We start from the raw sequence: 22,659 nt of genomic DNA, 5'->3' as shown, positions 1-22,659 counted from the left end.
TGAGGCCGCGCCGCCGCGATGCGCGGCGCGGCTACTGCCAGGGCGTGCGTTCCCAGATGCGCTGGTAGCGGGCGAGCTGGGCCGGCATCTGCGCCTCCCACTCGCCCCCGCGCAGGAAGGCCATCGCCAGTTCCAGCTGGCGGACCTTCTCCGCCCATTCGGGGGTGGTGATCACCTTGGCGATCGCATCCTCCAGCCGCTTCGCGATCTCATCCGGGATGCCGCGCGGGGCGCCGATGCCGCGCTCGCTGCTCATCAGCACGTCGAAGCCTTCCTCCCGGAAGGTCGGCACATCCGGCATCAGCTCCCAGCGCTGCTGGCCCATGCCGGCGATGGCGCGCAGCATCGGGTTCTCCTGCCCCAGCATGCCGATCTCGCCGAGGTTGAGGCCCGCCACGTCGATCTGGCGGCCGAGCACGGCGTTGCGCACCGGGCCCGCGCCGGCGAAGGGGGCGTGGATGAACTCGGTGCCTGACGCGGCCTCGAACAGCGTCAGGCCCAGATGGTCATCGGTGCCGATGCCCGACGAGCCGACGCTGATCGTGCCGGGGCGACGCTTCGCCGCCTCCACCAGATCCTTCAGCGTGCGATAGGGGGAATCGCGGTGCACGACGAAGGCGCTGGGGTCGTCCACCAGCCGCGCGATCAGCCGGATCTGCGCGCGGTCGTAGCGGACGCGGCGCTGCACGCCGAGCGAGAGGTAGCCCGGCGTGTTGATGGTGCCGAGGGTGTAGCCATCCGGCCGCGCGCCCTGCAGCGCGACATAGGCGGTCTCCCCGCCCGCGCCGGGGCGGTTGGAGACGACGAAGTTCGCGCCGGGCAGTTCCGTCGCCAGGAACTGCGCCATGGCGCGCACCATCACATCCGTGCCGCCGCCCGGCGCGAAGCCGACGATGACCTCGATGGGGCGTGCAGCGGGCCAGGCCGGCTGCGCGAGGGCAGGCGCCGCCAGGCCGGCGAGGCTGGTCGCCAGCAGGGTGCGGCGTGTGGTGTTGACGCTCATGGTGTCCTCCCGTTGATGGTGATGGCGGCGCCGCCTCAGGCCGCCGCGCGCAGCCCGCCCGCAATGACGATGGCGCCCGGCAGTGCCGGCAGGCGGCCTGCCAGGACGGCGACGATGCTCTCCGCCGCGCCGGTGGACATGCCGACGGCGCCGCGCGGGGTATTGGCGGCGAGATGCGGCGTCGGAATGACGCGCGGATGGCTGCGCAGCGCGCTGTCCTCCGCCAGCGGTTCCTTCGCGAAGACGTCGACGCCCGCCCAGGCGAGGTGGCCGGAATCGAGCGCGGCGAGCAGCGCGGCTTCATCGACGATGCCGCCGCGCGCGGTGTGCACCAGGATGGCGCCGCGCGGCAGCGCCGCGAGTTCCGCCTGCCCGATCATGCCGCGCGTCGTCGCATCCAGCGGGCAGTGCAGCGACAGCACCTCCGACCGCGCCAGCAGGGCGTGGAGGTCCGTGATGCGCTCCCCGGGGCCAGGCAGCGGGCCCGGCGGCAGCAGCGGGTCATAGGCCGCGACGCGCATGCCGAAGGCCTCGGCCAGGCGCGCGACCTTGGAGCCGATGGCGCCATAGCCCACGATGCCGAGTGCCACGCCATCGATGTCGCGCGTCATCCGCGACGTCTTCTCCCACCTGCCGTCGCGCATGCCCTGGGTGACGGCGGGCAGGTCCTTCAGCGCGGCCAGCATCAGCGCCATGGCGTGTTCCGCGACCGATCGCGAATTGGCGCCGGCCGCGCGCGTCACGGTCAGGCCGCGCGCCTCCGCCGCCGCCAGGTCGATGCCGTCCACCCCGGCGCCGTGGCGGGCGATGACGCGCAGCGCGGGCGCGGCCGCATCCATCACCGTGCCGTTGATCAGGCCCTGGCGGTGCAGCAGCGCGACGGGCCGGTGCTGGGCGATGGCGGCCAGGAGTTCACCCTCCGACGGATAGGCGGAGGTGCAGGGCACGGCGTAGCCGGCTTCCTCCAGGATGGCGACGGCCTCCGGCGCGAGCGCCGCGGCGGTGACGAGGACGACGGGCTTGGCGGCGGGCATGGGGAGAATCCTTGATCCGGAGAACGGTCAGAAGGCGAAACCGTGTTTCATTCTTTCCAGGGGCGGCGGCCCCAGAGGGCCCGCAGCGCCGCCTCGCCGCCCAGCGCGGCCTCCCGATAGGCGGAGCCGACCAGCGTCTTCAGCGGCAGGCCGGCGCGGGCGGCGGCCTCCGGCCAGGCGGGATCGGCGAAGGTCGCCGCGAAGGCCTCCTCCAGCGCCGTGCGGACGGCATCGGGCAGGCCCGGCGGGCCGAAGATCCCGCGGCCCGCGGAGAAGACGACATCGACGCCCCCCTCGCGATAGGTCGCGATGTCCGGCGCCGCCTCGTCGCGGCGCTCCGCGGCCAAAGCGAGCCCGCGGATGGCGCGGTCCCGCAGCAGGGGCAGGGCCTCGCTGATGTTGAAGGCGCCGACCTCCAACTGCCCGCCGAGCAGGGGCACCAGGAGCTGCGAGGTGCCGTTGAACGGGATGTGGTTCAGCCGCACCCCGGCCGCTTCCTCCAGCAGCAGGGTGGCGATGTGGTCGTCGCCGCCGATGCCGGCCGTGCCATAGGCGACATCGCCCGGCCGGGCGCGCGCCGCCGCCAGCAGATCCGGCAGGCCGCGCAGCGCGCTGTCGGCGCGGACGAAGAGGCCGCAGGGATCCTCGACCACCTGCGCCAGGTAGGTCAGCTCCGCCGGGCGCCAGCGGACGGGGCGTTCGATGGGCTGGCTGAGGACGGTGGGGGTGGCGCAGGCGCCGAGCACGAAGCCATCCGGCGCGGCATTGGCCACCGCTTCCGTCCCCACCTGGCCGCCGGCGCCGGCGCGGTTGGAGACCAGCACCCGCGCCCCCGGCAGCTTCGCCGCCAGGAAGGGCGCGACGGTGCGCGCCATGGCGTCCATGCCGCCGCCGGGCGCGAAGGGGACGATGATCTCGATCGGCCGCCCGGCGGGCCAGCCGCGCTGGGCGAGCGCCGGGGTCGAGAGGGCGAGGCCCGCGCCCAGCAGCGCGCGACGACCGAAGCGGATTGGCGGCATGCCGGAGGTCTCCTTCCCACCCGCGCCCCTGTGAGGGCGCCTTGTTCTTGACAGAGGCGTCTTGGGTGAGGCTCATAGCGAAACGCCGTTTCAAAATGCAAGCCCTGATCGATCGGGGCGCAGCCAGGGAAGGAATCGCCTCCATGCTCTCCCGCCGCCGGATCCTGCATGCCGCCCTCGCCGCGGCGCCACTCGGCCTGCCGCGCGCCGCCTTCGCCCAGGCCGAGGCCTGGCCGTCCCGCCCCATCCGCGTCGTGGTGGCCTGGGCGCCGGGCGGGGCGGTGGACACGATCGCGCGACGGCTCGCGCCCAAGCTCTCCGAAAGCTTCGGCCGGCCGGTAGTGGTGGAGAACAAGTCGGGCGCCACGGGCACGATCGGCGCGGCGGATGTCGCCCGCGCGGCACCGGATGGCCACACCCTGCTCGCGATGGACAACACCTATGCGATGCTGCCCTACCTGTTCCAGCGCCTGCCCTTCGACCACGCCACCGCCTTCCGCCCCGTGACGGTCAGCGCCTTCTCCCCCGTCATGATCGCGGTGCACCGGGACGCGCCCTGGCGCGACCTCCGCGCGCTGGTCGCGGCGGCGAAGCAGGAGCCGGAGCGGATCACCTACGGCACCGGCGGCATCGGCAGCGCACCCCACTTCGCCACCGCCGCCTTCGCCCAGGCCGCCGGCATCCGCATGCTGCACGTACCCTTCCGCGGCGCCGGCGATGCGGTGACGGCGGTGATCGCGAAGCAGGTCGATGTCGTCATGGTCTCGCTCGGCTCCGCGCTCGGCCATGTCCAGGGCGGCGCGCTGCGCGTGCTGGCGCTGTCCGGCGCGCGCCGCAGCCCGGCCTTCCCCGATGTGCCGACCTTCCCGGAGGCCGGGCTGCCGAATCTCGGCCCGAACGGGGAGGGGGTGGTGAACTGGTCCGGCCTGGCCGCGCCGGCCGGCACGCCGGATGCCATCGTGGCCCGGCTGCAGGCGGATGTCGCGAAGGCCCTTCAGGCCGATGACATGCGCGACTTCCTCGCCTCCATCGCCTCCGAGCCCGGCGGCATGCCGCCCGCCGCCTTCGCCGCCCTGCTGGCGGAGGAGACGCAGCGCTGGCGCCGCGTGGCGGAGACCAGCGGCATCGAGCGGCAGTAGCGCCATGGGCTATTTCGCGCCGCCGCCGCGCCTCGGCACGGAGGTCTTCTCCCGCCTGCCCGACCGCTACCGCCAGCCGCGCCCGACCGCCTGGGCGCGCTGGAACCGCGGCGGGCGGGAGATCGACAGCTTCCTCGAAGGCCCCTGCTTCGATGCGGCGGGCCGGCTCTACGTCACCGACATCCCCTTCGGCCGCATCTTCCGCATCGCCCCCGATGGCGAATGGACGCTGGTCGCCGAGTATGATGGCTGGCCGAACGGGCTGAAGGTGGCCCCCGACGGCACGCTGCTGGTCACGGACTACAAGCGCGGCCTGGTGCGGGTGGACCCCGGCAGCGGCGCCGTCACGCCGCTGCTGGAGGATGCGCGGAGCGAAGGCTTCAAGGGGCTCAACGACCTCTGCCTGGCGGCCGATGGCAGCATCTTCTTCACCGACCAGGGCCAGACCGGCCTGCATGACCCGACCGGCCGCGTCTATCGCCTCTGGCCCGATGGGCGGCTCGACCGGCTGATCGGGACGGTACCGAGCCCGAACGGCATCGTCGTCGCGCCCGACCTCTCGCATTGCCTGGTGGCGGTGACGCGCGCCAACCAGATCTGGCGCCTGCCGCTCCATGGCGATGGCGCGGTGACCAAGGCCGGCATCTTCATCCACCTGCATGGCGGCCCCGGCGGGCCGGATGGCCTGGCCTTCGCGCCGGATGGGCAGCTGCTGGTGGCGCATACCGGCATCGGCACGGTCTGGCGCTTCAATGCGCGGGCGGAGCCGACTCTGGCCCTCACCTCCTGCGCCGGCGCCTCCACCACCAATCTCTGCCTCGGCGGCGCCGATGGCCGCGACCTCTTCATCACGGAGAGCGAGACAGGCTGCGTGCTGCGCGCCCGGCTCGATCTGGGCTAGAGAGGGGACCAGGCAGCCGGAGGCGGGTATGGCGGAGAAGGCGAAGCGGCGACCGGCGCTGGAGGGCGTGGCCTCGGCCGACCGTGCCCTCACGCTGCTCTCCGCCTTCCGCAAGGGCGATCGCAGCCTGTCGCTGGCGGAGCTGGCGGAGCGGACGGGGCTGGTGAAGAGCACCATCATGCGCCTCGCCATCTCGCTGGAGGAGTATGGCTACCTCGCGCGCGATGAAGGCGGCTCCTACCGCCTGGATGCGGAGGTGCTGCGGCTGGGCACGATCTACACCCAGTCCTTCCGGCTGGAGGCCCATGTGATGCCCGTGCTGGAGGAGCTGGTCGCGCGCACCGGGGAGACCGCGGCCTTCTATGTCCGGCGCGGCGAACAGCGGCTCTGCCTGTTCCGCGTGGACAGCCCGCATCTGCTGCGCCTGCATGTGCGCGTCGGCGATGCGCTGCCGCTGGACAGTTCCGGCATCGCGCAGGTGCTGCGGGCCTTCACGCCGCGCCCGTTGCCGGATTATGCGGCGGCACTCGACCTGCCGCTCATCACCATGGGCGCCACGGACCCGCATACCGGCGCCATGGCGGCACCCGTCTTCGGGCCGGGCGATGCGCTGGCCGGCGCGCTGGCGCTGTCCGCCCCCGTCATCCGCTGGACGCCGGAAGCGGTCGCGGCCGCGCGGCCGATCCTGACGGATGCGGCCGCCGCGCTGACCCGCCGGATCGGCGGCGAGAGGCCGGAGCCCACGCGCGCCGCGGCGGAGTAGCGCCCCCGATCAGCTGCCCGCCCAGGCGGGATCGTGGAGGCGGCAGAACTCCTCCGCCGAGAGCGACCGCATCTGCGGAATGCCGGCCGCCAGTTGCTCGCGGCTCCAGTCCCACCAGGCGATGCGCTGCAGGCTCTCCCGCACCGCCTCCGGGAAGCGGAAGCGCAGGATGCGGCCGGGATTGCCGACGACGATGGCGAAGGGGGGCACGTCCTTCGTCACCACCGTGCCTGCGCCGATCGCCGCACCCGTGCCGATGCTCACCCCCGGCAGCACGATGACGCCATGGCCGAGCCAGACATCATGGCCGAGCGTCACGCGCTTCTCCCGCCGCCAGTCGAAGAAGCCGACCTCGTCCTCCCCCAGGCCATAGGCGCTGGCGCGATATGTCACATGGCTCAGCGCCACGCGATCCAGCGGATGGTTGCCGGGGTTCACGCGCACATGGCTGGCGATGGAGCAGAAGCGGCCGATCGTCGCGTAGATGATCTGGCTGTCGTGGACCACATAGGAGTAGTCCCCGAACGCCGTCTCCGCCACCGTGCTGCGGGCGCCGACTTCCGTGTAGATGCCGAGGGTGCTGTCGCGCACCTTGGCCGTCGGATCGATGAAGGGATCGAGCCCGAGGCGCTTCCGGGCGCTGTCCGGGTTCTGGTAGCCGTTTACGCGCGGATCAGTCTCAGCCTCAGCCATCGGCTGGCTCCATCGATGAGGGCGACGGTGGCCAGGACCATCAGCAGGATGAAGGCGGCCTCGTCCCAGTTGTTGATGCGGATGCGGTCGGACAGCGCCAGGCCGATGCCCCCGGCGCCGACCACGCCGAGGATGGTGGCGGAGCGCGTGTTGCTCTCGAAGACGTAGAGCACCTGCGAGAGCATGATGGGCAGCGCCTGCGGCACCAGCCCGTAGCGGATCACGAGCAGCCGGCTGGCCCCGGCGCCCCGCACGCCTTCCACCTGCCGCCGCTCCGTCGCCTCCAGCGCCTCCGAGAAGGTTTTCGCGAGGGTCCCGATATCGGGCAGGGCGAGGGCGAGGATGCCGGCGAAGGGGCCCATGCCGACGGCGGAGACGAAGATCAGCGCCCAGACCAGGCTGTCGATGGCGCGCAGCCCGTCGAAGCCACGGCGGATGGTGAAGCGCGCCCAGGCATTGGCGACCACCGTGCCGGCGCCGAGGAAGGCGAGGGGCAGCGCCACCAGCGCGGCCAGCAGCGTGCCGAGGAAGGCCATGGCCAGCGTCTCCGCCAGCGCCCGCAGCAGGTCCGGCAGCGCGCCGCCGGGCGATGGCGGCAGCATCAGCACGATGAGCCAGCCGAGCTTGCCCAGCCCCTCCCACACGCGCTGCGGCGAGGCATCGACACGCCACAGTGCCAGCAGCAGCAGCGTGGATCCCAGCGTGACGACGATGGTGGTGCGACGCGCGATCATGCGCCTGCCGCCGCGCCGGGCCCGATGAGGCGGTGGCGCAGCCGCCCGCAGGCCAGGTCGATCAGCGTCACCGTCAGCAGGATCAGCAGCAGGATGGCGGAGATGTCGGGATAGCTGAACTGACGGACGGAGAGATACAACTCCTCCCCGATCCCGCCGGCGCCGACGATGCCGAGCACCGAGGCCTCCCGCACATTGATCTCGAAGCGCAGCAGGCCGAAGGAGAGCATGTCCGGCAGGGATTGCGGCAGCACGCCGAAGCGCATGGCCTGCGGCCAGGTGCCGCCGGCCGAGCGCACCGCCTCCACCGGGCGGAGGTCCGCATTCTCATGCACCTCCGCGAACTGCTTGCCGAGCGCGCCCCAGCTGTGCAGCGCGAGCGCCAGCACGCCCGCGAAGGGGCCGAGGCCGAAGGCGTAGACGAAGATCAGCGCGAAGACGAGCGTCGGCACCGTGCGGGCCAGTTCCAGCACGCGGCGCGAGAGGGACACCGCCCAGCGCGGGGCGAGCGTCGCCGCCGCGGGGAAGGAGAAGAGCAGCGCGGCCGCGGCGCCGAGCAGCGTGCCGGCATAGGCGATCAGCAGCGTGTCGAGCAGCAGCACGACCCAGTGATCGAGCCCCCAGAACCACTCCGCCAGGTCATCACCGAGCGTGTCCCAGCGCAGCAAGGGGACGGTGCGCCAGACATAGTCGGCCGCCATGGGCAGGCCGCGCGCCAGGCGGGCGAGATCGACCTCCCCGACCCAGCTGGCCACCAGGATGGCCGTCAGGAAGGAGAGGCCCCAGCCCGCCCAGGCGCCGCGCCGGCGGCGGCGTGCCTGCTGCCAGGCAGCTTCCGCCGCCTGGATGGTGGCGGCACTCACGTGCCGCGGTTGCGGCGGCGGGCGAGGTTCTCCTCCACCACGGCGATCACATCGGCATAATCCTCATGCCGCGTCGGCGCCACGCCGCTGGCATTGGAGGCGGCGACGCGGAAGGCGGCGGGGTCGCGTTCCGGCATGGCGAAGACGGCATCGCGCCAGTCGCGCCGCAGCCCCTCCGGCAAATCGGCACGCATCACCCAGGGGGAGTTCGGGATCATGGGGCTGGTCCAGACGATGCGCGTGGCACCGGGCGGGACCATGCCCTTCTCCGTCATGCGCTGGATGTTGCCGTGGCGCTCATTCGACCAGAAGGTCGCGGCGGCATCGTAGGTGCCGTTGAGCACGGCGATGACGCTCTGCTCATGGCTGCCGGAAAAGCCGGTGCGGCCGAAGAACTGCTCCGGCACGAAGCCCTGGCGCCGCAGGAAATAGGCGGGAAAGGCGAAGCCGCTGGCGGAGTTGGGATCGGCGAAGGCGAAGCTGCGGCCGCGCAGATCCTCCATCCGCTGGAAGGGGCTGTCCGCCTTCACGAAGGCGACGGAGTGATAGCCCGTGGCACCCTCATTGTCGCGGTCGCGGGCGAAGGGGATGACACGGTCGCCCATCACGCGCCGGGCCAGCGCGTAGTTGGCCGGCCCGATGCGGGCGAATTCGATGTTGCTGCTGCGCATCGCTTCCACCACGCCGGCATAGTCGGTGGCGCGGAAGACGCGCAGCGGCACGCCGAGCGTGCGCTGGATGTAGTCCTGGAAGGGCTGCTGCCGCGCCACCGCATCCCGCTCATTCTCCGCGGAGGAGATGCCGAGCCGAAGCTCGCGGAACTGGCTGCGCCAATCCGCCTGGGCGAGGGAAGGTGCCGCCAGCAGGCTGGCGGCGCCGGAGAGCAGGATGCGACGACGATGCATGGTGCCTGTCCTTCCGCGTCAGCGCGCGCGCAGCAGTTCGGGGACGCGCAGCAGGATCAGTTCATTCGCATCGGCCTGGAAGAAGTGCCGGCCGGCGCTGAAGGGCAGGTTGTTGTCGTTGCCGACGATGATGTGGTCCTCATCCACCATCGCCACATCCTCGATGGTGAAGAAGGGGAAGGTGAAGCGGTCCCGCGGTGCATCCGCCGGCAGGTCGCCGCGGATGCGCGCCAGGCCTTCGCTGTCGCGGATCGCCATCAGGTCGATATGCGCGATCTTGCGGACGAAGCCCTCGGCATCGGTCTGCGCCATGTCCACCAGCGTGATGCGCTTCACGCGCGCGGGAAGCGGGAAGCAGGGGGCGGCCCGCGTCGGCTGCTGGCCCTGCGCGCAGGCCAGGCCGGGGTCGCCCTCCCCATTGTCGCGCTCGATCACCAGGGCGCGGGTGGCGTCGATGAAGTTGAAGTCGCCGATCGCGGTGGCACCCGGTTCCAGCCGGAAGCGCAGGGTGCGGCCGGTCCATTCGCCACGCGGCACGCTGTATTCCAGCACGCGCAGGAACTGGCCCTCGGGCTGGTCGGAATTGGGCGCGAAGAGCGGCTGTTCCAGCATGGCCCAGAGCGTCTGGCCATCCGGCGTCAAAGCCATGCCCTCATACCCGCCCGACCGGCGGACGCGGTAGGAGACGCCGGCCGTCGGCGTCGCCGCGACCTGCAGCGCAGGGTTGTCCGGGCTCATCAGCACCTGATTGTCCATCCGCGTCTCGACCACGCGCAGCACGCGGCCCTCGGCATCGACATGGACCAGGAAGGGGCCGAATTCCTCGCCGATCATGAAGCTGCCATCCGCCAGCGGCTGGATGCTCTCGGGATCGAAATCGGCGCCGGTGAGGTAGCGTGCTTCCGTCCCCTCATGCGCGATGCGGAAGGGGATGCGGCGCATCGGGTCGGACAGGAAGGTCGTGCGCAGCAGCTCCACCTGGCCGCTCTGCCAGTTCGGCCGGACCTTGTGGAACATGAGCAGCGTGTCGCCGCTGTTGCGGCGGTTGCCGAAGCCGTTGTCGGTCAGCACCCAGTAGTTCCCGGGCTCGCCCGCCACCGGCTTGATGCCGGAGAAGCCCTGCACGGGCTGGCCGATGAAGGGGAAGGCGATGCCGGTGGGGCGGTTGCCATGCAGCGGCCCCGTATCGCCCATCACCGCGCCCGGGCGATCGATGCGGAGGTTGCCGGGGCCCGCGAACTTGCCGGAGACCAGCGCATCCCGCGGCGCGTCGGCCGGCGGCAGCGCCATGGTGAAGGCGGGCAGGATGGCGTGGCCGGCGAGCAGCGCCTCGACGCGCTGGTTGGCCATGGCGGCGGGCGCCAGGCCGGTCAGGGCCGTGGCGGCAAGAAGAAGGCATCGCATGATCGTTGGTCCATCCCCCGGTTTCCGGTGGCGGGCCTTTACGGCTGCTGCATTGCGCCTGCTTGACGGTGGCGTGACGTTGTCGTGGCGGCGGTCAGGGCTGGCCCTGCCAGGGCGGGCCATCGACCAGGCGGTCGATCCAGGCACGCGCCTCCGCCATCAGCGTGGCGCGGCCCTGCGGCACGTTGTTGCGGAGCAGGATGGGGCGACCGGCGACGCCGCTCGCCGGCGTGATCTGCACGGCCCAGCCGCGACGGCGCCGCGACACGCGGATGCAGTGCCCGCGATGGAAGATGGCACCCGCCCCGCAACCCTCAGCCACGCCCGATCCGCCCTGTCGCCTCCGGGCCGAGACTCGCTGCGGCGGGGGTCGCGCACAAGCCATGCACCGCGACGCTTTGATGACGCTTCAGTGATAGATTGGTGACAAGAAAAACGGCGATGCCCGCCCGGGCATCGCCGCCGAAAGCCGTCGGAGGGGGCTTTCGCCCCGACCGGTCAGAGGATGAAGTCGCTGGCCGTCAGCGCGTGGCTGCCAAGCAGGCGGATCACCATCTCCGCCGCGCCACCGCTGCCGTCATCGACCTGCACCTGCGTGATGGTGCCGAAGTCGCGCACGCGGATGGAGGCAACGCCGCCACCCACGAAGCTGGCACCGCCGAAGACGAAGGCCTGGTCGCCGGCCGCCACCGCATCCGCATCGATGAAGGACAGGTCGATGCGGTCGCCCTGGGCCTGGGAGAAGTCGAAGATGCGGTCGGTCTCGGTGACGCTGTCGGCGTAGGCGAGGAAGCGGAACACATCGGCGCCCGCATCGCCGACCATCGCATCGGCGCCCGCGCCGCCCACCAGCGTGTCGTTGCCGCTGCCGCCATGGAGGCGATCGGTCCCGGCCCCACCAAGCAGCAGGTCCGCGCCACCCTCGCCCAGCAGCAGGTCGGCGTCGTTGCCGCCATCGAGGGTATCGGCATCGGCGCCGCCATAGGCGCTGTCGTTGCCGTCACCACCCCGGATGCTGTCCGTGCCGGCCTGGCCATGGAGGCGATCCGCCCCTTCGCCACCCATCAGCACATCCGCGCCATCCTGGCCGTAGAGCAGGTCGGCGCCGTCGCCACCATCGATGGTGTCGGCACCGGCACCGCCATAGGCGCTGTCATTGCCGTCACCGCCGAGGATGCTGTCATTGCCCGTGCCGCCATAGGCGCGGTCCGCGCCCGTGCCGGCATCGATGGTGTCGGCGCCCGCGCCGCCATCCAGCAGGTCGCCCTCGCTGCCACCCTCCAGCGAGTCATCGCCCAGCAGGCCGCGCATGGAGTCCGAACCCCCGGCGCCGGAGAGCGTGTCGTCACCCGCCGTGCCGTCCAGGCGTTCGCCGGCGGCGCCGCCATCGCGCTCGATGCCCTGGAACACCGCATCGGTCGCGCGGACGTTCAGGTTCTCGATCCGCAGGTCCTGCGCCTGCGGCCTATCGGCCTCGTCATAGGCGCGGGCCGGCGTGCGGTGGTTGGCCTGCAGGTAGTCCTTGAAGGCCTGCTGCTCGCCCAGCGCATTGGCGGGCACATTCGCCGTCGCGGTGAAGTCCAGCGCCTCATCCACCGGCGCGCTCAGCGTGCCATCCGCCAGCAGGTAGCGGAAGTTGCTGCCATTCGCCTTGATGGGATAGCCGTCGCCGCCATTGGCCGTGAAGTTGAGCGTCACCATGCTGATGACGGCCGGCGCATCCGCGCTGACCACGCCATCCTCGACCACCCGCGCGACAACGTTGCCACGGCTGTCGATGACGGAGATGTTGACCACCTTGCTGCCCGTCGCGTTGTCCGGGTCATAGGAGACGCGGAGGCCGCCGAGCTGCATGTAGCCACCGCTGCCGGGGTTCAGGCTGGCCGCGTGTTCCAGGATGGCCTTGAGGCCTGCCGCATCGGTATCGAACACCATCAGCTTGTTGTCGAAGCGCAGCGCATTCTCGATGTCGAGGGTCGAGATGGCGCCGGCTGGCTTGCCGGCGGCCGCATTGGCTTCCGGTGCCGTCTTGGTGCCATCGGGCTCGATCGTGCCGATGGGGGCGCGGATGCCGCCGCCATTCTTCAGGGAGCCGACCAGGCCGCCGCCCAGCGCGTCCAGCGCCGCGAAGCGGTTGGCGTCGGCCGTGATGTTGCCGAGGTTGACCTCCTGCGTCCGGCCGAAGGCGCGGTCGCCTTCCAGATAGACGTTGGTGTAGCCCCAGACCTCGCCATCCTTGGCCTCGACGACATCGGCGATGGCATCGGTGATCTGCTTCACCTCCCCGCCGCGCGTGCCATCGGCGAAGATCGCATCCTTTTCCGCCTGGGACAGGACACCGTCGCCATTGCCGGCCACGGCATCGACACCCTCGTCAGTCGTGACATAGGCGCCGGAGACGCTTTCCTGCACGCTGTTGCGGATGATGTTGCCCTTGGCGTCGAAGTCGATCACCAGGCGCCCGACATAGTCGTAGTTGGCACCGGTATTCACCAGCGCGACGGTGCCGCCCGCCGCATCCGTGTAGAACTCCGGATAGGTGCCGCCGGCGGTGTCACCCGGCGCCAGCGTGTCGTCGCCATCGGCCAGGATGACATGGCTGCCGCCGCCGATGATGACGTCGACGCCGGACAGCTTGGTCGCCAGCAGACGCTCATTGGCGATGTTCTGCAGATGTGACATCAGGATGATCTTGTTGATCCCGGCGGCCGTCATCTGGTCGAGCAGCGGCTGCAGGATCGAGGCCAGCTCATCCATGTTGTCGATACCGCCGTCATTGGCGGGGTCGGACACGGTGACGCGGCCGACGGAGGAGATGTTCGCCAGCACCTGGGTCGTGGCGGCCAGGATGCCGATGGTCTCGCCTCCCTCGGTGATGGTGGTCCAGGGCGCCACCTCGCGGCCCGTCGCCTCGGCGCGGATGCCCTCTCCGGTCGCGAGTTCCGCGGCCGTGGTGGCATAGGCCAGCGCATCCTGCAGCGCGGCGGTGTAGAGGCCGGAGAGCGAGCTTTCCGCCCCGAAGTTCAGGTTGGCCGAGAGGTAGGGGAAGAGCGCGCCGATATTGGTGATGCTGGCCAGCGTCGGCTGGCCGGGCAGGCTCGGCAGGGTGGCCGTGAAGTCGAAGGCGGCGGCGAAGGCGTTCGGGCCGAGGTCGAATTCGTGGTTGCCGATGGTGCTGGCCTGCACGCCGATGGCGTTCAGGATGGCGATGTCGGCGGCGTTGAAGGGCAGGGTGCCGCTGCGGATGCCCGTCAGGCTGCCGGAAGCCAGGCCGAAATACTGTTCGTAGAAGCTCGCGATCTCGTCGCGCACCGTGGGGTCCGTGCCCGCGGCGGTGAAGGGGCCGGGGATGAAGTTGTCACCGGAGGAGAGCGTGATGCTGTTGGCGTAGCTGTCTTCCAGCACATCGACGATGGCGGCGAAGTTCTTCGCCCGCTCCAGCGCATCCACGCCGCCCTCGAAGTCGGAGGCATGCAGGATCTGCAGCGTATAGCCCTTCTCGATCCCGAAGACCGAGATGTTGTTGCTGACCTCGTTGCTCGTCACCAGCAGCGCTTGGCCCGTCGGGCTGTCCTCGGCGGAGATGTAGAGCTGGCCTTCGGGGTTCAGGTCGCCGTCACGCCGCGCCGCGCCGGTGTAGGTGACATTCGCGGGGTCGGTGACGTCGAAGGCCAGCGTCAGGTGCGACCGCTCCAGCCCCACCATCGCATAGGTGCGGCCGTCGATGACCGCGATCTCGATGCCCTCGGGCTCCGGCCCCTTGTTGTCGCTCCGCGTATCGTCGAACAGGGAGGGGAACTGCTCGGCGATGATCCGCTCGATCATGTCGCCGCTGTCGAAGACGATGTTGCCATTGGCGTCGAGGATGGAGAAGGACCGCGCGCCATAGGTCAGGATCTGGTCGATGTCGCCATCGCCATCCGTGTCACCGCGCAGGCCGGGCGCATTGGAGACGGTGAGGCGCGCCAGCTCCGCATTGGTCTTTAGCGTGGCCTCATCCGGGAAGGTCGCATTGTCGAGGTCGTAGTTGTTGCTGCCGACGCGGATCGTCTCATCGGCCGAGAGGAAGTCGTCGCGGTCATCGCCCTCATTGGCGATGACGTAGTAGGTGTTGCCGCCGCTCGTGTAGCTGTCGATGGCGTCCGGCATGTAGAGGCCCTTGACGGGCGCGCCGGTCTGCAGGTTCTTCAGCGTGGTGTTGCCGGCACCGTCGCGATCGCTGAAATCCGCCATCAGCGTGGAGAAATCCTTCGTCCCCAGCGGCACGATGTCCGTGAAGGTCGCGGAGGCGATATCGAGGATGGCGACCGCATTCGCCTCCTGCAGCGTGACCATCGCCTTGGTGCCGTCGGCGGAAACGGCGATGTACTCCGGCTCGACATCCTCGGACACTGTCTTGCCGGCCCAGATGCGCACACCCTCCGCCCGCAGCGCCGCTTCCTGGCCGTTGAAGGCGGTGAAGCCGGCGGTGGTGACGGTGGGGGCGGAGAAGCCACCGCTGATGTCGATGATGGAAACCGAACCCTCGCCGCCGAAATTGGCGTCGGAGATGACTTCGCCCTCATTCGCCACCAGCACCTTGGTGCCGTCGGGCGTGAAGGTCAGCATGTCCGGCAGCGCGCCGACGGTGGCGGAGCCGAGCAGCGTGCCATTGGCGGCGTTCAGGAACACCACCTGGCCGGCAGCGGCCTTGTCCGCATTCGGCAGCGCGACGGCGACCACACCATTCTTGATGGCGACGCTGGTGACATCCGTGGTGGCGAAGCCGAGCGTGGTGAGGTCGATCACGCCGACCAGCGTCGGCGCCGCGGGGTTGGACAGGTCCACCACCTGCAGCCCGGCATTCGAGGTGACGTAGAGCCTGTCGGAGCCCGGATCGAAGGCCGAGATTTCCGCGCCGCCGAGCGAAAGGCTGCCCTTCAGCTCGAAGGCAAGCGCGTTGGTGGGGGTGATGTCGTTCATCCGGCGGTGGTCCCTGCCCGTGCTGTTTTGCGCGGAGGACCCGATCCCGCCGCGGCGCACGCCGCCGTATGGGACGGGCGCGGCGCGCAGCCCGCAGGGGCCACGCGCCGTACCGATCAACGCCAGCGACTGCGCGGGCCGTGCTTAACCACCGCCCATGACAGTCGCGTTTCAGTAATCTTGGCGAACGGTTAAGCTTCGCACGGATGAGTGGCCTGCCTGTCCATCACGACAGGCAGGCGCGCAGCCGGTCCGCTCAGCGACGGCTGACGTTCCAGTAGACCGGCGCGGGCGGGTTCAGCAGGCCGGTCAGGTTCGCGCGATGCGCGCGCAGCTGGTACTGCACGCCGATCGGGATGTAGGGCACCGTCTGCAGCGCGCGGGCCTGGATCTGCGCCGCGATCTCCCGCTTGCGCGCCTCGTCCGGCGTATCGGCGAAGGCGGCGCGCAGGCGCTCGATCTCCTCGTCGCAGGGCCAGCCGAACCAGGCGCGGTCGCAATTGGACCGCAGGCCGAGATGGCTGACCGGCTCCATCATGTCGAGCCCGCCGGGGCCGGAGATGAAGACGCTCCAGCCGCCACGGTTCACCGGCTCCCGCGACTGCCGGCGGGCCACGACGGTCGCCCAGTCCATCGCCTGCACGTCGGTACGCAGCCCGATGCTGCGGAAGAGCTGGTCGGCGACGAGCGTGAAGGCGTTGATGTTGGTGTTCTCCGCGGCGTTGAGGAACACCACCGGCGTGCCGTCATACCCGCTCTCCCGCACCAGCTGCCGCGCGCGGTCCAGGTTCAGCGCCGGCCACCCCGTGGTGGAATGGTAGGGGGAGGAGCAGACATAGAAGCTGTTGCAGACGCGCCCCTGGGACGGGTCGGTGGTGACGGCATTCAGGAAATCCTGGCCGTTCACGGCATGCAGCAGCGCCTGGCGCAGCAGCGGGTTGTTGAAGGGCGGCTGCGTCGTGTTCAGGCGGATCTGCTGCGCGACGCCCAGCTCATCCTGGTTCGCGACGGTGATGTTGCGGTCGCGGCGCAGGACGGAGAGCAGGTCGGCCGGGATATCCTCCGCGATGTCGATCTCGCCCTTGCGCAGCGCGTCGATCGCCGTCTGCTGGTCCGGCATGATCAGCCATTCCACGCGGTCGAAGCGCGCGACGCGCCCGCCCGAAAGCCCGGCCGCGGCCTCGCCACGCGGGCGGTAGCCGGCATGTCGGGCGAAGACCAGGCGGTCGCCGGCGCGCCACTCATTGGCGACGAAGCGATAGGGGCCGCTGCCCAGCACTTCCGGCACGGGCCGGTTCGCCGGCGTCTGCGCCAGGCGTTCCGGCATGATGAAGGGCACCGGCGCGCCGGGCTTGCCAAGCGCCTCCAGCACCATGCCCCAGGGCGTGTTGAGGGTGAGGGTGAAGGCGTTCGTGCCCTCCGCCTCGAACACCGCGCCGCGGGCGATCAGCTGCTGGCCGAGCCCGTCATTCTGCGCCCATCGACGAAGCGAGGCGACGACGTCCGCCGCGGTGACAGGAGAGCCATCCTGGAACACCAGCCCCTCGCGCAACCGGAGGCGCCAGACGCGGCCGCCTTCGAGCACCTCATGGCTTTCCGCCATCTGCGGGCGGATGCGCAGCTGGTCATCGACCGCGAAGAGCGTGTCATAGACCATGTAGCCCATGTTCCGGGCCATGCTGTCGGAGCCGAGATGCGGGTCCGTGATGCGGACATCGCCGGAGGGCTTCACGCGCAGCGTGGATTGCGCGCCGACGGGTCCTGCAAGCGCCGTGGCGGCGAGAAGCGCCAGCGCCAGGGTGACGTGTTTCTTCATCTGCGTTCCTCTCTGGTGGGGTCAGCCGGCGAGCTTCGCCGGCGGCGTATCGTCCTGCGGTGCAAGCCCGCCCTGGCGGACCAGGGCGTGCACGGCGTAGGCGAGGGCGGCCGCGGGTTCGCGGCCATGGGCGGGGGCGATGAAGCGGATCGGCTGGCGGGCGCCACCGAAGAGGCTGCGGTCCATCCCCTCCGTCACCGCCGCGCGCATCGCCTCCGGCAGCGCGGCGGGCCAGCCGCAGAGCACGACCCGCGCCGCCGGCATCAGGTTCAGCGCATTGCCGATGACGAGGCCGGTGCGGAACAGCGCGAGCCGGATCGCCGCTTCCCGTCGCGGCGTCATCCGCACCAGGGCCGGCCATTCGGCGCCGGCCGTGACCAGCGCCGCCTCCTCCACCCCGCAGAGCAGGGCCAGCGTCACCGTGGAGGCGCTGGCCTCCAGGCAGCCGCGATGGCCGCAGCGGCAGGGGTCGCCGGCGGGGTCGAGCACGACATGGCCGATCTCGATGGGTTGGATCGGGTCCGGTGCCGTGACGGCATCGACCCAGGCGCCGCCGACGCCATGGCCGAGATAGACGAAGAGGTGCCGGTCCTCGACCGGCGCCGCGCCGCGGCCATGCAGGTGCACGGCGGCCAGCGCCGCGACGCTGTTGGCGATGGCGACGGGCACGCCCGGGAAGGCGGCACCGAGTGCCGCTTCCAGCCGGGCGGGATCGACGGGCAGGATCGGGTTCGGGCTGGCGCCATGGCCGGGGATGGAGACGGCGATCTGCCGCGGCGGCGCGCCGGCGCGGGCGCACCAGCCGCGCAGTTCCTCGATGGCCTCGGCGATGGCGGCCTCCACCGCCTCCGGCGCGCTGCCGGCGGGTAGCGCCAGGCGGGCACTGCCATCGACCTCGCCGCCCAGCGTGGCAAGGCCGACACCCAGCCGGTCATTGGCAAACTCAAGCCCGGCCACGCGTTGATCCTTGCGTAGCGTAACCATGGCGGAGGGGCCGCCAGGATAGGGGGCGGGGCGGCGCACCTCCTCCACCAGATTGTCCTGCCGCAGCTCCGCCAGGATGCGGGAGATGCTGGCCTCGGTCAGGCGGCATTCCGCGGCCAGGCGCGGCCGGAACAGGCCATCGCTGGCCAGCAGCCGGCCGAGGATGGCGGCGCGGGTCTGGCGGCGAGATCGGGGTGCTTCGGACATCGTCCTTCCCTGGCCCGGCGCGGCGACCGGACTGATTCGTACTTAGGGTAAGGATCAGCCCAAAAGAAGAGCGGCGTCAACGCCGCCCCTCGCGATCAGCCCTTGGCGTCCACGCCTTCCCGGTCAACCCGATAGGCATCCGCCGGGTCCGCATTGGCCGCCAGCCAGGCGGGACCCCCCTTGGCGATCCAGCACCCCGCCGCGATGCGCGAGGCCGCGACGATGATCGAGAGATCGACCGGCCGCATGGTGTGGCGCGCCTGTGCCGCCATGATCAGCTGCCCGTGGAACTCTCCCTCCCACATGATGGGCGCGAAAATCGTCGATCCCATGCGGGACGTCTTCAGATACTGCCGGAAGGTCCCGTGCTCATCCGTGTTCTCCAGCAGCAGCTTGGACCGGTTGGCATAGACCCAGCCGGGATGCCCGCCATCGATCGGCACCATCAGCCGGCGCTGTTCGGGCGGGAAGCCCAGGCTGCCGACCAGCATGTGGTAGCGCCGGTCCGGCAGCACGAAGAAGGCGCCGGCGACGAAATACTGGCGCTCCCCCGGCTTCAGCGCGCCGGGCTTCAGATGCGCCTCCCGGTCGCCCAGCAGGTCGAAGCAGCCGCGGGCGAGGGCCTGCATCGCCTCCTCCGGCCCTGGCGCGTCCAGCGCCTCGGCGCCGGCCTTCTCCAGCATGGCCAGGCCGGCCTGCAGCAGTTCCATGCTCACAGCGCCTGGATCCGGCGCACCAGGGCGCGGCCGTCATTGCCCGCGCGCTCGCAGCGCTGGTACCAGTTCTCGAACACCGCCTCGACATTCGCGGGCGCGAACATCTTCGCCAGCTCCGCCTCCGGCGCGACATAATGGTTCATGCCGGAAGCGACGAGCCGCTGGATCGCGGCCGCGCTGAAGGGCGCGTGGTTGGCGAAGTGCTCATCCTCGATCTTGCGGAACTCCGCCTGCACCACGGGCTTCAGCGCCTCCGGCAGCCGCCCCCAGACCTGCGCGTTCACGACCAGCGACCAGGGCACGATGGTGCCGATGCGCCAGGTGGAGAAATCCTTGGTCACGTTGTGGAAGCCGAAGCCGCCCGCGGTGCCGACGGACGTCATCACCAGATCCACGATGCCGCGCTGCAGCGCGGGCACGATCTCCCCGAAGGGGACCGGCGTCGGCGCCGCGCCGATCTTCTGCATCAGCGCGCCGGCTTCCGTGTTGTGCACGCGCACCTTCTTGCCGGCGAAATCCGCGACGGTGCGCAGCGGCGCGCGGGAGATGATGCACTGGTCCTCGAAGACGCCGGTGGCGAGCTGGACGGAGCGGTAGCGGTCCCGCCAGACCTTCGCCATCTCCTCCCGCAGCAGCGGGTCCAGCATGCGCTGGTAGCGCGCGACATCGGTGATGAGGCCGGGGAGATGGCCGAAATTGATGTAGGGCGCTTCCGCAGAGAGCCAGGGGGAGACGGCGAAGCTGCCATCCAGCCGCCCATCCCGCACCGCCGCCGGCTGCTCCGGCCCCGCCACCAGCGTGTCGTAGAGCTCGATCGTCAGCCGCCCACCCGTGGCCTGCGCGATGCGCGCGGCGGAGGGGCGCAGGGTCTCCACATAGGAAGAGCCGGTCGCGTTCACGAAGCCGATGTTCCAGCGGATGGGCGCTTGGGCGAGGGCCGGTGTGGCGAGCCCCGCCGCCATGGTGGACCCCAGCAAGCCGCGTCGCGTGACCATGATCGCCCCCTTGTCTTTGTCCGGACAAATCTTCACGCTGCCGCTTTGTCGCTGTCAAGCGCGAGGAATGATGCAGGATCACGGTGCGACCGAAGCGGATTCGGCAACACTCGGCGGGCGCGCCGCCCGCGCGCTCTGCCAGGCGATGCTCTGGCTGGCGGTGGCGGGCGTGGTCGCCATGGCGCTCTCCACCACCTATGACGTCGGCGTCCGCTACGTCCTGAACGCGCCGACGGTCTGGGCGACGGAACTCAGCACCTATTTCCTCATCGCCACCATCTTCCTCGGCGCCGGCGCCACGCATCTCGCGGGTGCCAATGTCCGCGTGGAGTTCCTGCCGAATCTGCTCCAGGGTGCCATGCGGCGGGACCTGGAGATCGCCTGCGCCTGGGTCGGCCTGCTGATCGTCGTGCTGGCTGCCTGGCAGTCGGCGCTGATGGTGGCGTCGGACTATGTGAACGAGGCGCGGATCTTCTCCCTGCTGCTGACACCGACCTGGATGCCGAAGCTGCCCATCGCCGTCGGACTTGGCGGCCTCGCGCTGGCGCTGCTGGTGGAGATCGAGACGCTGTCCGTGCATCTCCCGCGCTGGCGTCAGACGCTACCCTACGCGCTGGTGCTGGTCCTGGCGCTGCTGCTGCTGTCCTTCGGGCGGGACGTGCCGATGAGCGGCATCGGGCGCATCGACCTCGGCAGCGTGCTGGTGCTGGCGGTGGTGCTGGCGGGCAGCTTCGTCGCCGGGCTGCGGCCGGGGCTGCTGGTGGCGGGCGGGCTGCTCGGCTGCATCGCGCTCTTCGCCGTGGCGAAGGATTGGGGCGCGGGCACGCTGGCGCTGCTGCTCTTCGCCGGCATCGCGGGCTTCCTGGCCACGGGGCTGCGCATCGCCTTCGCGCTCGCGCTGGTCGGGTTGCTGGCGATCTACTTCCTGCTGCCCATGCCCTTCCCGATGACGATCGCGGAACGCGCCTGGTCCGGCGTCAACAGCTTCTCCCTCACCGCCGTGCCGCTCTACGTGTTGATGGGCGCGCTGCTGGTGCGCAGCCGTCTGTCGGATGAGCTGTTCGTGGTGATGGCGCGCGTGCTGGCGCCGCTGCCGGGCGGGCTCGCCCATGCGGCGACGGCGGGATGCGGCATCTTCGCCGCCGTCTCCGGATCCTCCGTCGCCACCGCCGCGACCGTCGGCTCCGTCGCCTGCCCGGAGATGACGCGCCGGCGCTACAGCCCGGCGCTGGCCTATGGCAGCGTCGCCGCGGGCGGCACGCTTGGCATCCTCATTCCGCCCAGCGTGCCGATGATCATCTATGCAACCACCGTGGGCGTCTCCGTCGTGGAGCTGTTCCTGGCTGGCATCCTGCCGGGGCTGCTGATGATGGGCCTCTTCATGGCGGTGATCCTGGGCTGGGTGTGGTTGCGGCCTGATGCCGCGCCGTCGATCCGCCGCGGGGAGGAGCCGGCGCTCTCTCGCGACAGCCTGGTGGATAGCGGGCTGGTGCTGCTGCTGATCCTGATGGTGATCGGATCCCTCTATGGCGGGCTCGCCACCGCGTCCGAGACCGGGGCCATCGGGGCCGCGGCCGCCTTCCTCTTCGCGCTGGCGCGGGGCCGGCTGTCCTTCCCGATGCTGCGCGCCTGCCTGAAGGAGACGGTGACCGTCACCTCCTTCATCTTCATCATCGTCGTCGGCGCCAACATCCTGTCCTACGGCTTCGACTTCCTGAAGGTCTCGCAGCAGGTGATGGCGCTGGCGACGGAGGGTGGGGTGGGCCGATGGACCGTCTTCCTCGCGATCATCCTTGTCTACGTCATCCTCGGCATGTTCCTCGACAGCATCTCCATGCTGGTGCTGACGCTGCCGGTGGTGTTTCCGGTCAGCCAGGCGCTGGGCTTCGATCCGATCTGGATGGGCGTGGTGCTGGTCATCATGGCGGAGGTCGGCCTCATCACGCCGCCGGTCGGCATGAACCTTTTTGTCCTGCAGGGCATCGGCAAGGACGTCTCGCTGCGCACCATCGCGCTGGGCGCGCTGCCCTTCCTCGGCGCGATGATGCTGACGGTGCTGCTGCTCTGCCTGCTGCCGGCCATCGCGCTGGTGCTGCCGGCGATGATGAAGTGAGTCCCTTCAGTCCTCGATCACCGCGATGGCCTCCATCTCGATCATGAAGTCGGGATGGGTCAGGCGCTGCACCTGCACGCCGGTGCTGGCCGGCGGATGCGCGCCAAAGAATTCCTCCCGCACCGCCCAGGCTTCCGGTGCGCGGGACATGTCGGTCATGAAGGCGGTCAGCTTCACGATGTGGCGAAGATCACCGCCGGCCGCGCGAAGGATCGCTTGCAGGTTCGCGATCACCTGCCGCGTCTGCGCCGCCATGTCGCCCTTTCCGATGATCGTGCCCGCGGCATCGCGCGACAGCTGGCCGGAGACGAAGACCATGCCGTTCACCTTCACGGCCTGGCTGAAGAAGTTCGGCGTCGGCGCGCATTCCGCCGACTTCACAACCTCACGCGGCATCCACTAGGCTCC

Annotated in this window: 19 protein-coding genes; 4 read left to right on the top strand and 15 right to left on the bottom strand. The window is 70.5% G+C overall.

Going from position 1 to position 22,659, the window contains the following annotated elements:
• Positions 1–31: 31 nt before the first annotated feature.
• Genes G3576_RS16325 through G3576_RS16315 form a run of 3 tightly spaced genes read right to left on the bottom strand, consistent with a single transcriptional unit; the run spans position 32 to position 3,056 of the window.
• Complete coding sequence (locus G3576_RS16325) at positions 32–1,003, bottom strand: tripartite tricarboxylate transporter substrate binding protein (protein ID WP_164695492.1); 972 nt, start codon at positions 1,001–1,003, stop codon at positions 32–34.
• A 35-nt stretch (positions 1,004–1,038) separates the two neighbouring features.
• A complete protein-coding gene (locus G3576_RS16320) occupies positions 1,039–2,037 on the bottom strand; it encodes a hydroxyacid dehydrogenase (RefSeq protein WP_164695491.1) in 999 nt (332 codons plus the stop codon).
• Between the two features lie 47 nt (positions 2,038–2,084).
• The gene (locus G3576_RS16315) at positions 2,085–3,056 is read right to left on the bottom strand and encodes a Bug family tripartite tricarboxylate transporter substrate binding protein (RefSeq protein WP_164695490.1); all 972 of its coding nucleotides are present in this window, start codon (positions 3,054–3,056) and stop codon (positions 2,085–2,087) included.
• Between the two features lie 143 nt (positions 3,057–3,199).
• Here G3576_RS16315 and G3576_RS16310 point away from each other — a divergent pair, with 143 nt between their 5' ends.
• The 3 genes from G3576_RS16310 to G3576_RS16300 are packed head-to-tail and all read left to right on the top strand — an operon-like array spanning position 3,200 to position 5,859.
• Complete coding sequence (locus tag G3576_RS16310) at positions 3,200–4,195, top strand: Bug family tripartite tricarboxylate transporter substrate binding protein (protein ID WP_164695489.1); 996 nt, start codon at positions 3,200–3,202, stop codon at positions 4,193–4,195.
• A 4-nt stretch (positions 4,196–4,199) separates the two neighbouring features.
• Positions 4,200–5,096 carry an SMP-30/gluconolactonase/LRE family protein gene (locus tag G3576_RS16305; protein ID WP_164695488.1) on the top strand — a complete coding sequence of 299 codons (897 nt, stop codon included), beginning with the start codon at positions 4,200–4,202 and terminating at the stop codon, positions 5,094–5,096.
• Positions 5,097–5,124: 28 nt separating this feature from the next.
• Positions 5,125–5,859, top strand: a complete 735-nt coding sequence (locus tag G3576_RS16300; RefSeq protein WP_164695487.1) for an IclR family transcriptional regulator — start codon at positions 5,125–5,127, stop codon at positions 5,857–5,859.
• Between the two features lie 9 nt (positions 5,860–5,868).
• On the opposite strand, the gene G3576_RS16295 is transcribed toward G3576_RS16300, so the two are convergent.
• The 11 genes from G3576_RS16295 to G3576_RS16245 all read right to left on the bottom strand — a co-directional run bounded on the left by G3576_RS16295 (position 5,869) and on the right by G3576_RS16245 (position 20,138).
• Complete coding sequence (locus G3576_RS16295) at positions 5,869–6,552, bottom strand: LbetaH domain-containing protein (protein WP_164695486.1); 684 nt, start codon at positions 6,550–6,552, stop codon at positions 5,869–5,871.
• Entirely contained in the window at positions 6,522–7,286 is a 765-nt protein-coding gene (phnE, locus tag G3576_RS16290) for a phosphonate ABC transporter, permease protein PhnE (protein ID WP_164695485.1), read from the bottom strand. Before phnE (G3576_RS16290) ends, G3576_RS16295 begins: the two co-directional genes overlap by 31 nt.
• Positions 7,283–8,149 (bottom strand): phosphonate ABC transporter, permease protein PhnE, encoded by an 867-nt coding sequence (phnE, locus tag G3576_RS16285; RefSeq protein WP_164695484.1) that lies wholly within the window; start codon positions 8,147–8,149, stop codon positions 7,283–7,285. Before phnE (G3576_RS16285) ends, phnE (G3576_RS16290) begins: the two co-directional genes overlap by 4 nt.
• On the bottom strand, positions 8,146–9,054 hold the full coding sequence (gene phnD, locus G3576_RS16280; protein ID WP_164695483.1) for a phosphate/phosphite/phosphonate ABC transporter substrate-binding protein: 909 nt from the start codon (positions 9,052–9,054) through the stop codon (positions 8,146–8,148). The genes phnE (G3576_RS16285) and phnD overlap by 4 nt, the downstream gene beginning before the upstream one ends.
• 18 nt (positions 9,055–9,072) lie before the next feature.
• Positions 9,073–10,458 carry an esterase-like activity of phytase family protein gene (locus G3576_RS16275; protein WP_164695482.1) on the bottom strand — a complete coding sequence of 462 codons (1,386 nt, stop codon included), beginning with the start codon at positions 10,456–10,458 and terminating at the stop codon, positions 9,073–9,075.
• A gap of 94 nt (positions 10,459–10,552) precedes the next feature.
• Positions 10,553–10,780, bottom strand: coding sequence for a hypothetical protein (locus tag G3576_RS16270; RefSeq protein ID WP_164695481.1), 228 nt, complete (start codon positions 10,778–10,780; stop codon positions 10,553–10,555).
• Between the two features lie 176 nt (positions 10,781–10,956).
• Entirely contained in the window at positions 10,957–15,420 is a 4,464-nt protein-coding gene (locus G3576_RS16265; RefSeq protein ID WP_164695480.1) for a choice-of-anchor I family protein, read from the bottom strand.
• A 256-nt stretch (positions 15,421–15,676) separates the two neighbouring features.
• Positions 15,677–17,236, bottom strand: coding sequence for an ABC transporter substrate-binding protein (locus G3576_RS16260; protein ID WP_164695479.1), 1,560 nt, complete (start codon positions 17,234–17,236; stop codon positions 15,677–15,679).
• A gap of 21 nt (positions 17,237–17,257) precedes the next feature.
• Positions 17,258–18,427, bottom strand: coding sequence for an ROK family transcriptional regulator (locus G3576_RS16255; protein WP_164695478.1), 1,170 nt, complete (start codon positions 18,425–18,427; stop codon positions 17,258–17,260).
• A gap of 95 nt (positions 18,428–18,522) precedes the next feature.
• Positions 18,523–19,137, bottom strand: a complete 615-nt coding sequence (locus tag G3576_RS16250) for a GAF domain-containing protein (protein WP_164695477.1) — start codon at positions 19,135–19,137, stop codon at positions 18,523–18,525.
• 2 nt (positions 19,138–19,139) lie between these two features.
• Positions 19,140–20,138 carry a TRAP transporter substrate-binding protein gene (locus tag G3576_RS16245; RefSeq protein ID WP_164695476.1) on the bottom strand — a complete coding sequence of 333 codons (999 nt, stop codon included), beginning with the start codon at positions 20,136–20,138 and terminating at the stop codon, positions 19,140–19,142.
• A gap of 67 nt (positions 20,139–20,205) precedes the next feature.
• On the opposite strand from G3576_RS16245, the gene G3576_RS16240 reads away from it, so the two are divergent.
• Entirely contained in the window at positions 20,206–22,251 is a 2,046-nt protein-coding gene (locus G3576_RS16240) for a TRAP transporter large permease (RefSeq protein WP_164695475.1), read from the top strand.
• 6 nt (positions 22,252–22,257) lie between these two features.
• Here the strand turns inward: G3576_RS16240 and G3576_RS16235 are convergent, their stop codons facing one another.
• Entirely contained in the window at positions 22,258–22,647 is a 390-nt protein-coding gene (locus G3576_RS16235) for a RidA family protein (protein ID WP_164695474.1), read from the bottom strand.
• Positions 22,648–22,659 lie beyond the last annotated feature (12 nt).

The sequence above is a fragment of the Falsiroseomonas algicola genome (genome assembly GCF_011040385.1).
Classification (GTDB): Bacteria; Pseudomonadota; Alphaproteobacteria; order Acetobacterales; family Acetobacteraceae; genus Falsiroseomonas; species Falsiroseomonas algicola.
The sequence above is the reverse complement of the archived record's forward strand: the minus strand, read 5'-3'. Positions and strand labels throughout refer to the sequence as shown.